We start from the raw sequence: 14181 nt of genomic DNA, 5'->3' as shown, positions 1-14181 counted from the left end.
GCCGGCCGGGGCGCTCTCGCGGTGGCCGATCTCCTCCTGCGGCCGGCCCGCGTGCTCGCCGGCGATCGACATCCGGCGCTCGAGCCGCTCCAGGCGCTGCAGCGTGGCGGCGGCCGACCCGTCGGTGGCCGGGAGCAGCATGCGGGCGCAGACCAGCTCGAGCAGCAGCCGCGGCGCCGTCGTCCCGCGCATCTCGGTGAGCCCCTCGTGCACGGTGTCGGCCATCCGCGACAGGGTGGCCGAGCCGAGCGCCTGCGCCTGCTGGTTCATCAGGTCCAGCCGGTCGGGCGGGCAGTCGAGCAGGCCGTTGCCGCCGGCGTCGGGGACGGCGTCGAGCACGATCAGGTCGCGCAGCCGGTCGAGCAGGTCGGTGGCGAAGCGGCGGGGGTCGTGCCCGGCCTCGACCACCCGGTCCACCGCCCGGAAGACGCCCGGCGCGTCGCGGGCGGCCAGCGCGTCGATGGTCTCGTCGAGCAGGGCGTCGTCGGTGACGCCGAGCAGGCCGACGGCGCTCCTGTAGGTGACGCCCTCGGGCCCGGCACCGGCCAGCAGCTGGTCGAGGATCGACAGCGAGTCGCGCACCGAGCCGCCGCCGGCGCGGACCACCAGCGGGAACACCGTCGGCTCCACCTGCACGCCCTCGGCCTCGCAGGTCCGCTCCAGCAGGGTGCGCAGCGTCGTGGGCGGCACGAGGCGGAACGGGTAGTGGTGGGTGCGCGACCGGATGGTCGGCAGCACCTTCTCCGGCTCCGTCGTCGCGAACACGAAGACCAGGAACTCCGGCGGCTCCTCGACCACCTTGAGCAGGGCGTTGAAGCCCTGCGTGGTCACCATGTGCGCCTCGTCGACGATGTAGACCTTGTAGCGGCTGCTCACCGGCGCGAAGAACGCCCGCTCGCGCAGGTCGCGGGCGTCGTCCACACCACCGTGGCTGGCCGCGTCGATCTCGATGACGTCGAGCGAGCCCGGCCCGTCCGGCGCCAGGGCGACGCAGGAGGCGCAGACCCCGCACGGCGTGGACGTCGGGCCCTGCTCGCAGTTGAGCGAGCGGGCCAGGATGCGCGCCGAGGAGGTCTTGCCGCAGCCGCGCGGGCCGCTGAACAGGTAGGCGTGGTTGATCCGGCCGCCGTCGACCGCGTTGACCAGCGGAGCGGTGACGTGCTCCTGCCCGACCACCTCGGCGAAGGTCGCCGGGCGGTACTTCCGGTAGAGCGCCAGTGCCACGGGGCGAGGTTACGTGCCGGGGCCGACGCCACGGCCGCCCCACACCCCAGCGTGTGCGCCGACGCGGGGTCCCGCGACCCCGCCCGGAGAAAGGAAAGGACCCCCCGCGCACCCGCCAGAGCCCGCTTATCCTTGCTGCCTTCCGGCCCTGGGGAGGTTCACAGGATGACGCCACACGAGGGGTCGGCACCCACTGTAGAGGAAACCCCCCGGGCCGCGGGCGCGCGCCCCGCTACGCTGCCGCGCATGACGCCCCGGTGCTCCCTGGTCCTCCCCCCGCCGCGCTCCTGAGCCGGGGCCCGGCGGGCTGATCCGCCCCGCGCTCCGGCCGACGAGCCCCGTCCCGGCCACCGTCCCTGGAGCACCATGACCACCCCGAGCGCCGCCGCGCCCACCCGCGGCTTCTCCTTCGTCGTCCTCGCCGCCCTCTTCTGGGGGACCTCCGGCTTCAGCGGCTCGATCGTCGCCCGCCACAGCGACCTCGGCCCCCTCGACATCGCGTGGCACCGCATGGCCATCGGCGCGGTCGCCCTGCTCGTCCCCTGGGTGCTGGCCCGGCGCCGGTCCGGCCCGCTGCCGCCGCTCGGCCGCGGCACCACCGTCCGCCTGGCCCTCGTCGGCGCCGGGCTCGCCTGCTACCAGCTGGCCTACTTCGCCGCGGTCGCCACGGCGGGGGTGAGCATCGCCACCCTGGTGGCGCTGGGGCTGGCGCCGCTGCTGATCGCCGTCGGGGCCACGCTGCTCGGGCACGGGCGCCCGGACGCGCCCACGGTCGTCGCCCTGGTCGTCGCCCTCGTGGGACTGGTCCTGCTCGTCGGCGTGTCGGCCGGGGCGGGCACCGGGACGGCGGTGCTGCTCGGCGCCCTCCTCGCCGTCGGCTCGGCGCTCGGCTACGCCGTCGTCACGCTGGCCGGCGGCGGGGTGCCGGCCGGGGTGCCGGTGACCCTCGTCGGCTTCGCCGGCGGCGCGCTGCTGCTCACCCCCGTCGCGCTGGCCACCGGGCTGCGCCTCACGACCGACCCGGTCGCGCTGGGCGTGCTGCTGTACCTCGGCGTCGTCCCGAGCGCGCTGGCCTACGCCTTGTTCTTCACGGGGCTGCGCAGCGTGCCGGGCCCGGTGGCCTCGATCGTCACGCTGCTGGAACCGCTGACCGCCACGGCGCTGGCCACCGCCCTGCTGGGCGAACGCCTGGCCCCCCTGGCGCTGCTCGGCGGGCTGCTCGTGCTCGCCGCCGTCGCCGGGCTGTACCTGCGCCGGCTGCGGCAACCCGTGCCGGCAGCGGGTGCCTGAGGTACGCCCCGACGCGACGGGCCCCCGGCGTGCTGCCGGGGGCCCGTCGACCTGCGGAGGATGGGAGATTCGAACTCCCGAGGGGTTGCCCCCAACCCGCTTTCCAAGCGAGCGCCATAGGCCACTAGGCGAATCCTCCAGGTACGGGGTGAATGGTACCGGGCGTCGTCGCGCGGCTCGCCGGGACACCGCGGGGAGGCCACCGGCGGCGCCGTGCGGCATCCTCACGGCAGAGCGGTTGACCGGACGGACTGCGGGGAAGGCCTGCACCTGCGGGCCGCACAGAGGAGGCGCAGGACATGGGTGAGCACAGCGAGGTCCGGCCGGACGTCGTCGATGCGATCGTCGGTGTGCTCAAGGGCGGCGACGCCGCGGCGCTGCCGGCCGGGGCCACGGCGGCGGAGAAGACGGCGGCGAAGGACCGCTACCTGTCGGAGTTCGCCGCCGAGCGCAGCAAGCGCGACCGCCAGGCCCAGGCGTGGGAGCTGCTGCTCACCCGCAGCTACGACGAGCCCCCCACCTGGCAGCGGATCTTCGACGACCTCGACGCCGGCGTGCACGACGAGCTCGGCGAGCTCTACGACGTCCTGCCCGCGGGCGCGCAGCAGGAGTACGCCCGCCGGTACGGCGTGCCCTCCACCGTCTGACCCGGTGCGCCGCCCTCGATGACCCCTCCCGGCACCGGGCCAGGCCGCCTCGTCGCCGGGCGCTACCGCCTGGAGCAGCAGATCGGCGGCGGCGGCATGGGCACCGTCTGGCTGGCGCGCGACGAGCGCCTGGGCCGGCAGGTCGCCGTCAAGCAGGTCCTGCTGCCGCTGGGAGCCGGCGAGGAGCAGCTCGACGAGCAGCGGCAGCGGGCGCTGCGCGAGGGCCGCATCGCCGCGCGGCTGACCCACCCGCACGCGATCTCGGTCTACGACGTGGCGCTCGAGGACGGCGTGCCCTGGCTGGTCATGGAGTACCTGCCCTCCCGCAGCCTCGCAGAGGTCCTCGCCACCGAGGGGCTGCTGCCCGCGGGCCTGGTCGCGCAGATCGGCGCGCAGGTCGCCGACGCCCTGGCGGCCACCCACGCGGCCGGGATCGTCCACCGCGACGTCAAACCGGCCAACGTCCTCATCGGGGAGGGCGGCCGCGCCGCCGGCCTGGTCAAGATCACCGACTTCGGCATCTCGCACGCCAGCGGCGACGTCACCCTCACCCGGACCGGTCAGATCACCGGCACCCCGGCGTTCCTCGCCCCGGAGGTCGCCCAGGGGCAGGCGATGACCGAGGCCAGCGACGTCTTCTCCCTCGGGGCCACCCTCTACACCTGCCTCGAGGGCCTGCCGCCGTTCGGCATGCAGGACAACCCGCTGAGCATGCTGCACCGGGTGGCGGCCGGACGGATCACTCCCCCGCAGCGCGCGGGGGCGCTCACCGACCCCCTGCTCCGGATGCTCGACGACGACCCCGGCGCGCGCCCCCCGATGACCGAGGTGCGCGACGAGCTCGCCCGGCTCGCCGCGGGCCGGGACGGCGACCCGACGACGGTGCTCGTGGCCCGCACCGACCTGCGCCCGGCGGGCCCCTCCGGGACGGCGGTGTTCGCCGCCGGCGCCTCTTCCCCTCCGCCGGCCTCCGCCGGGACGCCGGTGCCGGTCCCGCGGGTCGCCCGCACGCCCGCCCCGCCCGCGGCAGCGGCAGCGGCAACGGCAGCGGCAACGGCACCCGCCGACCGCCGCGGACGCCGCCGGGGCCCGTGGGTGGCGGCGGGCGTCGGCATCGTCGCGCTGCTGGGCGCGCTCGGGATCTGGCTGGGGACGTCCGGCGGCGACCCGGACGCCACGGCCGCGTCCCCCACGACGGCGACGTCCGAGGCCCCCACCGCCGGCCAGGAGCCCACGGCGACCCAGCCGGAGGAGCCCGCTCCACCGGTCGTCCCGCCGCCGGCGGACGAGGGGGAAGGGGACGGCGACGAGGACGAGGGGAACGGCAACGAGGGGAACGGCAACCGCGGGAACGGGAACGGCAACGGCGACGGCGGGAACGGGGACGGGGACGACGCGGACCCGCTCACGGAGGACGGCATCCGCGACTTCGTCGAGGACTACCACGAGCAGGTGATCGAGGACCCGGCACGGGCGTGGGAGCGCACCGGCCCCACGCTGCGTGCGAACATCAGCCGCGCCGACTACATCCGGTACTGGGAGCAGTTCGAGGACGTGCGCATCCGCGACATCCGAGCGGCGGACGGCGAGACCACCGCGACGGCCACCATGGAGCTGCGCTACGCCGACGGTCGCCGCGAGACCGGGCCGCACCGCTTCACGTTCCTGGTCCGCGATGGTCAGCTGATCCTGGACAGCGACTTCCCCGCCTGACGGGCCCCGCGTACGACGCAGCCCCCGCCCTCCCGGAACGGGAGGACGGGGGCTGCTCCTGCTGGCGGTGGCGGTGGGATTTGAACCCACGGAGGCTTGCACCTCACACGCTTTCGAGGCGTGCTCCTTCGGCCGCTCGGACACGCCACCGCCGAAGAGACTACAGGCCCCGCTGACGGCGGAAGAAGGCGCGTAGCAGCGCGCCGCACTCCTCGGCCCGCACGCCACCGGTGACCTCGGGCCGGTGGTTGAGCCGGCGGTCCCGGACCACGTCCCACAGCGAGCCGGCCGCGCCCGCCTTCGGGTCGTCGGCGCCGTAGACGACGTGCGCCACCCGCGACAGCACGCTGGCTCCGGCGCACATCGTGCACGGCTCCAGGGTGACCACCAGGGTGCAGCCGCCCAGCCGCCAGCCGTCGCCGTGCACCTGCGCCGCCGCCCGCAGCGCGAGCACCTCGGCGTGCGCGGTGGGGTCACCGCGCTTCTCGCGCTCGTTGGCCGCCTCGGCCAGGACCGCGCCGTCCGGCCCCAGGACGACGGCGCCGATCGGCGTGTCGCGCCACTGCTCGGCGGCCGCCGCGAGCTCGAGCGCCCGCCCCATCGCCGACTCGAGGTCGGGGCTCACCGGGTGCCACCCCGGGAGCTCCGCCTCTGAGTGCCACCGCACCCAGAGGCAGAGCACGGCGGGAGCGACCTCCGGACCGCAGTCACGCGGCGCCGTCCAGCCGGAAGCCGACCAGCTCGGAGAGCTCGGCCAGCGCGACCGCGGGGTCCACCACCTTGACCGTGGCGAAGCCCAGCGCACGGGCGGGCTTGAGGTTGATCCCCAGGTCGTCCAGGTAGGCGCAGTCGGCAGCCTCGATGCGGCGACCGACGGCCTCGGACAGCCGGTCCAGTGCCCGCCGGTAGATCTCCGGCTCCGGTTTGCGCACGCCCTCGACGGACGACTCGACGACGGCGTCGAAGAGGTCGAGCACGTCACCCAGCCGGCCGCCGCGCTCCATCGGTGCCACGTTGTTCGACAGCAGCGCCAGCGGCAGCCCGGCCTCGCGCAGCCGCCGCACCGCGGCGACCATCGCCGGGCGCAGCTCGCCCTGCAGCGCGGCCAGCACCCGCGCGGCCTCGATCCGGTGGCCCCGCGCCGCGGCCTCGGCCTCGAAGGCGGCGGAGAACCCGGCGACGTCGAGCTCGTTGCGCTCGTACCGCGCCCAGGCGTTCGTGTCCGGGTCGGTCGAGTTCAGCTGCCGGATCAGCCCCTCGGGCAGGCCGGCCTCCCGCTCGTAGGCGGCGAAGGCGGTCATGGGGCTCTCGGTGAGCACCCCGCCCAGGTCGAACACCACCGCGGAGACGCTCACGAGCGCACCGCCGCGGCCAGCTCCTCGGCGAAGCCCAGGCGGGTCGCGATCCGGCCCACCATCTCGTCGGCCCACAGGTCGTCGGCGGTCACGATCGGTCGCAGCTCCTCGGCGGGCAGCCCGTCGTCGGCGAACAGGTCCAGGTCGCCGCCGGGCCAGCCGGTCTCGTCGTCGTCGAAGGCGCCCTCGGTGTCGACGCCGATGCCGTAGCGCTCGACCACCTCGGCGGCGAGCACCCACTCCAGCATCGTGGCGTCGGAGATCAGCGCGCGCACCATGCCCCCGGGACCGTGCCGCAGCACGACGAAGTACAGCCGCGAGTCGACGACGACGACGAACGGCGGCGGCCAGCCCTCGCGGCCCGGGTCGCCGAGCGCGCGCTCCAGCACCGGCAGCTCGTCACCGGCGTCGGCCGCCAGCAGCTCCACCTGCCAGCGGGAGCCGGCCCGGCTGACCCGCACCGCGTAGCTGGCCGGCCCCTCCCCCGTGCCCGCGCTCATCGCTTGCGCAGCAGGGTCAGGCCGTCGGCGAGCGGCAGCAGCGCCGTCTCCCACCGCGGGTCCGCGGCCAGCGCGGCGTTGAGCTCCACCAGCGCGCGGTCGGACTCGTCGGCCGGGTCCAGCACCCGCCCCGACCACAGCGTGTTGTCCAGCAGCACCACGCCGTTGCGCCGCAGCCGCGGGTGCAGCTCCTCGACGTAGGCGGCGTAACCGGTCTTGTCGGCGTCGACGAACGCCAGGTCGAACGTCTCCTCGACCGGCAGCGAGCGGAGCGTGGGCAGCGCGTCACCGAGCCGCAGCTCGATCCGGTCGGCCACCCCGGCGCGCGCCCAGTAGCGCCGCGCCACCGCCGTCCACCGCTCGTCGTTGTCCAGGCACACCAGCCTGCCGTCGGCCGGCAGCGCGCGGGCGATGCAGAGCGCGGAGAAGCCGGTGAAGGTGCCGATCTCGATCGCCGTCCGGACGCCGAGCGCCGCGGTGAGCAGCCGCATGAGCACGCCCTGCTCCGGGGCGATCTGCAGGGTGGGCGAGGCCTCGCCCCGCTCCGCCATCGCCGCGGTCTCCCGGATCAGGTCGGCCATCACCTCGTCCACGGGGTCGGAGGAGGCGCGGACGTAGTCGGCGAGCTCAGGGGTGAGCAGGAACGACCGGGGCGTCATGGCGCGTGGGGAGGCCGGGGCGGGCAGGTCGGCGTCATAGCCTCTGATCATGGCCGATAGCGCTGGACCCGGGGGCGCCCCCGTCGGCGGGGCGCCGTCGTTCCCGGTCCCGACCATGCCCGCGCCCCCGGTCGGCGTCGTCGGGCTCGGGCAGCTCGGCGGTTCGCTCGCCGCAGCGCTCGCTGCCGCCGGGCGTCCCGTGTCCGGCTGGGACGTCGACCCCGCCGCCCGCGACGCCGCGGCCGCGCGGGGGGTGCGGATCAGCCGCGAGCTCTCCGGCGTCGTCGTGCTGGCCGTGCCGCTGCCGGCGATGGCGACCGCGCTCGACGGGCTGGTGGTCGCCCCCGACGCGACGGTGACCGACCTGGGCTCGGTCAAGGTGCCGGTGCTCGACGCGCTCGGCCCCGCCCTGGGCGGGCGCTTCGTGGGCGGGCACCCGATGTGCGGCACCGAGCGGTCGGGGCACGGCGCCACCGACCCGGGGCTGTTCGCCGGGGCCCGCTGGGCGCTGTGCCTGGAGCCGGGGACCGAGCTGCCGCGGTGGCTGCGGGTCGCCGAGGTGGCGCTCGCCGTCGGTGCGGAGGTCGTGCCGGTCACCGCCGCCGAGCACGACGACGCCGTCGCCGCGATCAGCCACGTCCCGCACCTGCTCGCCGCCGCGCTCGCCGGTGCCGCGGCGCAGGCCGGACCGCTCGCCCTGGCCCTGGCTGCCGGGAGCTTCCGCGACGGCACCCGCGTCATCGGCAGCGACCCCGCCTTCGTCACCGCGATGGTGGAGGGCAACGCCGGCCCCACGGCGGCCGCCCTGGACCGGGTCCGCGCGCAGCTGGCCCGGCCCTGGCCCGAACTGGTCGCCGCCGGTCACGCCGTCGCCACCCGGCCGGCCGGCCGGCGCACCGTCCGCGTGCCGCTGGACCGGGCCGCGCTGCTGGCCCTCGGCCGCGCGGGCGGGGCGGTGCACCGCCGGCTGGCCGCCTTCGTGGAGGGCTGGGTCCCCGGGGAGGGGTGACCACCACCGGGCAGGGCGGACGCGGTTTCGCCGCGGCTTCCCCGGGCACGCACCCGGGCATGGACGAGCAGGACATCTTGCAGCGCATCCACTCCCTGGTGGACGAGGAGCACGCGCTGCGCGAGAGCAGCGAGCACACCGACGAGACGCGGGCCCGCATGAGCAGGCTCGAGGCCGATCTCGACCAGTGCTGGGACCTGCTGCGGCAGCGCCGGGCCAAGCGCCAGTACGACGAGGACCCCGACGAGGCCGAGGTGCGCCCGGAGCAGCAGGTCGAGAACTACCTCCAGTAGTAGAAGGACCCTCCTGCCCCTCCGCTCGCGCGCTCGCGGCGGGCCCCTGCAGAAGGGCCGCCCACGACGGTCGCGTCAGGCGGAGCGGCGGGTGGGCTGGCCGTGCTCGGTGCCCAGCAGCGCCAGCTGCCAGAGCAGCCGGGACCGCGGGTCGGTCACCTTGCGGCCCGTCACCGACTCGATGCGCCGCAGCCGGTGCATCACGGTGTTGCGGTGGCAGTACAGGGCGTCAGCGGCCCGCGTCGGCGACCCGTCGGTGGCGAGGAAGGCCGCCAGCGTGTCCAGCAGGACCGAGCGCTCCTCCTCGGGCAGCTCGAGCAACCCGCCCAGCGACTGCCCCACCAGCCGGGAGCTGATCTCGGGCGAGTTGCTCAGCAGCGCCTCGGGGAGCCGGTCGTCGATGCTGGCCACCCGGCTCTCCCCCGCCGGCAGCGTGCGCACCGCGGTCTCGGCCAGCCGGTAGGCGGTGCCCACGGCCGGGGCGCCGTCCACGACGTCGGACACCCCGACCGGGCCGTGCGCCGAGCCGCGCAGCAGCGCCAGCAGGTCACCGGGGCGGGTGGCTCCCAGGCCGACGAGCCCCACCTGCGCGTCGCCGCGCACGCCCCACACCGAGCGCACCCCCCGCTTCAGCAGCGACTCCCCGGGAGAGCGCAGCGCCGGGGCGCCGTCGGACCCGGGCAACCCGACGACCGCCATCAGCCGGCCGTCCAGCGGGAGCCCCAGCACCTCGGCGGCGCCCCGCACGAACGCCGGGTCGCCGCCCCGGCCGTCCAGCAGCCCGTCCAGGGCCTGCTGACGTGCCTGCTCGTCGACCCCCTCGAGGCGCCGCTGCTCCAGCCGGTAGCCCTCGGCCAGGGCGGCGCACTCGGCGTCGTTGGTCCGCCAGATGGAGCCGGCGACCTCGAGCAGCAGGGTGTCGTGGTGCGCGGACCCGTCGCGGGACACCGCGAGCAGCGTCTCCCACGTCACCTGCCCGCCGAGCCGGTAGGCGCGCAGCACCGCCTCGAGGGGCAGGCCCTGCGCCGCCCGCCGCGCGCCCACCGCGCGGGCCGAGGCCACGGGCGGGGTGCCACCGCTCGCGGCGGCGGCCACCAGCGAGCGCAGCCCGGCCTCGAGGTTGGACCGGGTGGAATGCCGCAGGTCCTGCTCGGACCCCTCCACCAGCTCGCGGTAGGCGGGTTCGGTGCGGACGAGCACGTCCACCATGCGGTCGGTCATCGCGTCCAGCTGCGCCAGCAGGCGGGGGGCGAGCTCCGCGAGCCTCGTCGCCACCTCCGGGCGGAAGGGCTGCACTCGTCGACCTCCTGGCACACCGCTGACAGCACAACACGACGAGCACGGGACTGTGCTCTGCGCCCATTGTGCGGTCGGGTGCGCGGGGGCACGCGCGGCGGGGCGCAGTCGTGACCCAATCGAGGCCGGGCACGCGCCCTCCGGGGAGCCCGCCCGGGCCCGGGATGCGGCCTGCATATCGACCTGGCAACAGGTCGACGCACAGCACAACACGCTCTTGTCATCCCTGTGCGGTGCGCCCATTGTGACCGGTGACACGGTCGGGCAGTCTCAGCCGGACGTACTCGCGACCTGACCGTCACCACCCGTCCCCCGGGTTGGTGCCGCACCGATGCAGAGGAGCAGTGGGCCCCTTGGCGCAGCCGACCGGCAGCCAGCGAACACCGGAAACGACGCCCACCGCCCGGCTCGAGATGACCGGGATCAACGTCGCCTTCGGCGGCGTGCTGGCCCTCACCGACGTCTCCGTGACCGTCGAACCGGGCCAGGTGCACGGCCTCATCGGCCCCAACGGGGCCGGCAAGACCACCTTGTTCAACGTCGCCTGCGGCCTGGTGCGCCCCACCTCGGGGCGCATCGTCTGGCGCGGTGAGGAGATGCGGCGGCTCAAGCCGAGCAAGCTCACCTCGCTGGGCATCGCCCGCACCCTCCAGGGCGTCGGTCTCTTCCCCGGCATGACCGTGCTCGAGAACGTCATGGTCGGGGCGCACCGCCACGCCCACGCCGGCTTCGGCTCGGCCCTGCTGGCCCTGCCGACGTCGGACAAGGACGAGCGGCTGCTGCGCGAGCGGGCCATGCGCGCGCTGACCGAGCTCAACGCCGGGCACTACGCCGGCCGGTACCCCGGCTCGCTGCCCTACCCGGTGCAGAAGCGGGTGGCGCTGGCCCGCGCCCTGGTCGCCGAGCCCGAGCTGCTGCTCCTCGACGAGCCCGCCAGCGGTCTGTCCGAGGACGAGATGCACGAGCTCGGCGAGCTGATCCGCTCGGTGGTCGGCCGGATGAGCGTGCTCCTCGTCGAGCACCACATGGACCTCGTCATGCGGGTCTGCGACCGGATCACCGTGCTCGACTCCGGCAAGCAGATCGCCGCCGGCACCCCGGCCGAGGTGCAGGCCGACCCCGCCGTCACCGAGGCCTACCTCGGCGACGCGGTCGACGCCGAGGCCGACGCCGCCGAGCTCACCCACGCCGACGGAGGACGCCCCCATGCCTGACGCCCACGGCAGCACCGCGCTGTCGGCAACCGGTGGCACCGGCACCGCCACCCGCCTGCTCGAGGTGGAGGGGCTCACCTCCGCATACGGGCCGGTCCGCGCCCTCGACGGCGTCTCCCTGGCGGCCGAGACCGGCCGGATCACCGCCGTCCTCGGCGCCAACGGGGCCGGCAAGACCACCCTGCTGCGCACGATCAGCGGCCTCGTCCGGCCGGTGTCGGGCCGGGTCGTGCTCGACGGCGAGGACATCACCAAGGCCCCCGTCGAGTCGATGGTGGCCAAGGGCATGGCGCACGTGCCCGAGGGCCGCGGCGTCATCGCCGAGCTGACCGTCGACGAGAACCTGCGCGTCGGGTCGCTGTTCCGCGGCAAGGTCGACCGCAGCGAGTTCGACCGCGTCTACGACCTGTTCCCGCGCATCGCCGAGCGGCGGAACAACGCGGCGCACACGCTCTCGGGCGGTGAGCGGCAGATGCTGGTCATCGGCCGCGCACTCCTGGCCAAGCCGCGCATCCTGCTGCTCGACGAGCCCTCGCTGGGCCTGGCCCCGCGGATCGTCGCCCAGATCTTCGGGCTGCTCCGCCAGCTGGTCGACTCCGAGGGCCTGTCGGTGCTGCTCGTCGAGCAGAACGCCCGCAGCGCCCTGTCGGTCGCCGACGTCGGCGTCGTCCTCAACCTCGGCAAGGTGGTCGTCACCGACTCCGCCAGCACGCTGATGGCCGACGAGGACCTCCGGCACGCCTACCTCGGTTTCTGACCCTCCCCGCACAGCCAGGAAGGCATCCTCCTCCGTGGACTACTTCGTCAACGTGACCCTCACCGGGTTGACCCAGGGCATGATCTACTCGGCCTTCGCCCTGGCCCTGGTGCTCATCTGGCGGTCGACCCGCATCGTCAACTTCGCGCAGGGCTCGATGGCCGCGGCCACGACGTTCATCGCCCTCGCCCTGATCCAGGCCGGCCAGTCCTACTGGGTCGCCCTGGTCGTCGCCCTCGCCTCCGGGTTCATCCTGGGCGCGATCGTCGAGCGGGTGATCATCCGCCCGGTCGAGGGCGGCCCCGAGCTCAACGCCGTCATCGTGACCCTCGGGCTCTTCGTCGCCATCCAGGCGTCGATCGCGATCATCTTCGGCTCGTCGTTCCAGTCCTTCCCGACGCCGTTCGGCGTGCGCGGCCTCGAGGTCGGCGACACGACCATCCCGCTGACCCCGACGAGCCTCTACATCATCGGCTCGGTGCTGCTGGTCATGGGCCTGCTGGTGGCGCTCTTCCGCTTCACCCGGGTCGGCCTGGCCATGCGCGCCTCGGCGTTCAGCCAGGAGGTCGCCCGGCTCCTCGGCGTGAAGGTGGGCGGCATGCTCACCCTCGGCTGGGGTCTGGCCGCCGTCGTCGGCTCGCTCTCCGGGCTGCTGATCGCCGGCGGGTCGTTCGTGTGGCCGGCCTACATGGACGCGCTGATCGTGTTCGGCTTCGTCGCCGCGATCATCGGCGGCCTGGACTCGCCGGTCGGCGCGATCGTCGGCGGGCTGATCCTCGGCCTGGCGCTCAGCTACGTGAGCGGCTACGCCCCGCGCGGCAGCGCGCTGGTCAACATCTCCGCCCTGGTCATCCTGATCGTCGTCCTGCTGGTGCGACCGGGTGGCCTGTTCAGCAGCGCGACGGCTCGGAGGGCATGACGATGAGCGACCTGCAGAGCCCCGCTTCCACCGGTACGGCCGGCAAGGCGAGCAGCGACGCGCCGGTCAAGGCGACCGCCGGCGGCGACGCCCCCTCGGCGCAGGCCAAGAGCGGCCGTTCGTTCCTGCCGCGGTCCACGCTGCTGCGCCACCTGCTGGTGCTGGCCGCCTGCGCCGTGCTGGCGGTGGTGGTCCTGGAGATCACCAGCCCGTTCCAGAACTCGCAGCTGGCGACGCTGACCTACTACGCCATCGCCGCCGGTGGCCTGACCGTGCTCACCGGCATGAACGGCCAGATCTCGCTGGGGCACGGCGCGCTCATGGCGGCCGGTGCCTACACGACGGCGCTGTTCCTCGACGCCGAGGAGCCGCTCCCCCTGCCGGTCATCCTGCTGGCGGCGATCGTGGTCGCCACCGCGATCGGCGCGCTGGTCGGCGTGGCCGCGGCCCGGCTGCACGGCCCCTACCTCGCCGGCGCGACGCTGGCGCTGGCCGTCGGCCTCCCCGGCCTGGCGATCTACTTCCACGACACCTTCGGCGGCGAGCAGGGCATGCGGGTGCGCGCCCCGCAGGCGCCGGAGTGGTTCGGCAGCTTCATCGACGCCGTCTCGGGCAACTCCGCGTCGAGCACGAAGTGGCTGGCCTACGTCGGCGCGATCTGCCTGCTCATCACCTACTTCTTCCTGGCCAACCTGGTGCGCAGCCGCATCGGGCGCACGTGGCGGGCGGTCCGCGACCAGGAGGTGGCCGCCGAGCTGGCCGGCATCAACCTCGGCGCGTGGCGGGTGCTGGCGTTCGTCGTCAGCGCGGCCGCGGCCGGCCTCGCCGGCGGCGTGCTGGCCATCGTCGTCCGTCTCGCGGCACCCAGCGGCTTCACCATCGTGCTGTCGCTCTCGCTGCTCACCGCGATCGTCATCGGCGGCCTGGGCAGCCTGCTGGGCGCCCTGCTCGGCTCGGCACTGCTGGTGTTCCTGCCGCCGTTCGTCACCAACCTCGGCGGCGACTTCGGGCTCAGCCAGACCGAGGCCGCCCAGCTGGCGCCGTTCGTCTACGGCGTCGTGCTGATCGTGGTGATGATCTTCGTCCCGGCGGGCTTCGTGGGCACCATCCGCCTCCGCTGGATGACCCGCAAGGCCAAGCGGGCCATGGCCCAGGCCGGCGCCGACGGCGCGAGCAGCAGGGGGTGAGGGCGACCCCCTCCATCCGCCGCACGCGACACCTGCACCCGCACCTCCACCCCACCCCGACTCCCGGGCACCGATGCCCGGGCCGCACCAGAGGAGCACTGTTGTCCAGATCCTCCCG

At 75.0% G+C, this 14181-nt stretch carries 15 protein-coding genes, 2 tRNA genes and 1 other RNA gene; 9 read left to right on the top strand and 9 right to left on the bottom strand.

Features of this window, described 5'->3' with window-relative positions; translation table 11 throughout:
* A partial coding sequence (locus tag E9549_RS14115; RefSeq protein WP_236827176.1) for a DNA polymerase III subunit gamma and tau occupies positions 1-1224 on the bottom strand: 1224 nt, incomplete at its 3' end.
* Between the two features lie 92 nt (positions 1225-1316).
* Positions 1317-1412: signal recognition particle sRNA small type (ffs, locus tag E9549_RS14110), an RNA gene on the bottom strand.
* 178 nt (positions 1413-1590) lie between these two features.
* Between ffs and E9549_RS14105 the strand changes: the two genes are divergently transcribed.
* Positions 1591-2514: a DMT family transporter gene (locus tag E9549_RS14105; protein WP_236827175.1), complete on the top strand. Its 924-nt coding sequence runs from the start codon at positions 1591-1593 to the stop codon at positions 2512-2514.
* Positions 2515-2568: 54 nt separating this feature from the next.
* On the opposite strand, the gene E9549_RS14100 is transcribed toward E9549_RS14105, so the two are convergent.
* Positions 2569-2653 (bottom strand) — tRNA-Ser (locus E9549_RS14100).
* A 160-nt stretch (positions 2654-2813) separates the two neighbouring features.
* Here E9549_RS14100 and E9549_RS14095 point away from each other — a divergent pair.
* Together E9549_RS14095 and E9549_RS14090 are read left to right on the top strand one after the other, a co-directional pair.
* Positions 2814-3161 (top strand): hypothetical protein, encoded by a 348-nt coding sequence (locus tag E9549_RS14095; protein ID WP_236827174.1) that lies wholly within the window; start codon positions 2814-2816, stop codon positions 3159-3161.
* 18 nt (positions 3162-3179) lie between these two features.
* A complete protein-coding gene (locus E9549_RS14090) occupies positions 3180-4874 on the top strand; it encodes a serine/threonine-protein kinase (RefSeq protein WP_236827173.1) in 1695 nt (564 codons plus the stop codon).
* Between the two features lie 62 nt (positions 4875-4936).
* Here the strand turns inward: E9549_RS14090 and E9549_RS14085 are convergent.
* The 5 genes from E9549_RS14085 to E9549_RS14065 all read right to left on the bottom strand — a co-directional run bounded on the left by E9549_RS14085 (position 4937) and on the right by E9549_RS14065 (position 7388).
* Positions 4937-5024, bottom strand: a tRNA-Ser gene (locus tag E9549_RS14085).
* A 10-nt stretch (positions 5025-5034) separates the two neighbouring features.
* Positions 5035-5475 carry a nucleoside deaminase gene (locus E9549_RS14080; protein ID WP_255715693.1) on the bottom strand — a complete coding sequence of 147 codons (441 nt, stop codon included), beginning with the start codon at positions 5473-5475 and terminating at the stop codon, positions 5035-5037.
* Between the two features lie 106 nt (positions 5476-5581).
* Entirely contained in the window at positions 5582-6229 is a 648-nt protein-coding gene (locus E9549_RS14075; RefSeq protein WP_236827171.1) for an HAD-IA family hydrolase, read from the bottom strand.
* Positions 6226-6729, bottom strand: a complete 504-nt coding sequence (locus E9549_RS14070) for a tRNA adenosine deaminase-associated protein (protein WP_236827170.1) — start codon at positions 6727-6729, stop codon at positions 6226-6228. The genes E9549_RS14075 and E9549_RS14070 overlap by 4 nt, the downstream gene beginning before the upstream one ends.
* Positions 6726-7388 carry an O-methyltransferase gene (locus E9549_RS14065; protein ID WP_236827169.1) on the bottom strand — a complete coding sequence of 221 codons (663 nt, stop codon included), beginning with the start codon at positions 7386-7388 and terminating at the stop codon, positions 6726-6728. Before E9549_RS14065 ends, E9549_RS14070 begins: the two co-directional genes overlap by 4 nt.
* Before the next feature lie 49 nt (positions 7389-7437).
* Between E9549_RS14065 and E9549_RS14060 the strand changes: the two genes are divergently transcribed.
* Positions 7438-8397 (top strand): prephenate dehydrogenase/arogenate dehydrogenase family protein, encoded by a 960-nt coding sequence (locus tag E9549_RS14060; RefSeq protein ID WP_236827168.1) that lies wholly within the window; start codon positions 7438-7440, stop codon positions 8395-8397.
* On the top strand, positions 8394-8690 hold the full coding sequence (locus tag E9549_RS14055) for a DUF2630 family protein (protein ID WP_236827167.1): 297 nt from the start codon (positions 8394-8396) through the stop codon (positions 8688-8690). The genes E9549_RS14060 and E9549_RS14055 overlap by 4 nt, the downstream gene beginning before the upstream one ends.
* A 75-nt stretch (positions 8691-8765) precedes the next feature.
* Here the strand turns inward: E9549_RS14055 and E9549_RS14050 are convergent, their stop codons facing one another.
* On the bottom strand, positions 8766-9986 hold the full coding sequence (locus tag E9549_RS14050; RefSeq protein WP_236827166.1) for a CdaR family transcriptional regulator: 1221 nt from the start codon (positions 9984-9986) through the stop codon (positions 8766-8768).
* A gap of 344 nt (positions 9987-10330) precedes the next feature.
* Here E9549_RS14050 and E9549_RS14045 point away from each other — a divergent pair, with 344 nt between their 5' ends.
* The 4 genes from E9549_RS14045 to E9549_RS14030 are packed head-to-tail and all read left to right on the top strand — an operon-like array spanning position 10331 to position 14063.
* Complete coding sequence (locus E9549_RS14045; protein WP_236827165.1) at positions 10331-11200, top strand: ABC transporter ATP-binding protein; 870 nt, start codon at positions 10331-10333, stop codon at positions 11198-11200.
* Complete coding sequence (locus tag E9549_RS14040; RefSeq protein ID WP_236827164.1) at positions 11193-11957, top strand: ABC transporter ATP-binding protein; 765 nt, start codon at positions 11193-11195, stop codon at positions 11955-11957. The genes E9549_RS14045 and E9549_RS14040 overlap by 8 nt, the downstream gene beginning before the upstream one ends.
* A gap of 34 nt (positions 11958-11991) precedes the next feature.
* Complete coding sequence (locus E9549_RS14035) at positions 11992-12876, top strand: branched-chain amino acid ABC transporter permease (protein WP_236827163.1); 885 nt, start codon at positions 11992-11994, stop codon at positions 12874-12876.
* Between the two features lie 2 nt (positions 12877-12878).
* Complete coding sequence (locus E9549_RS14030; protein ID WP_236827162.1) at positions 12879-14063, top strand: branched-chain amino acid ABC transporter permease; 1185 nt, start codon at positions 12879-12881, stop codon at positions 14061-14063.
* Positions 14064-14181: the final 118 nt, after the last annotated feature.

Source organism: Blastococcus sp. MG754426 (genome assembly GCF_021699055.1).
GTDB lineage: Bacteria > Actinomycetota > Actinomycetes > Mycobacteriales > Geodermatophilaceae > Blastococcus.
This window is presented reverse-complemented; position numbering and strand designations above follow the sequence as displayed.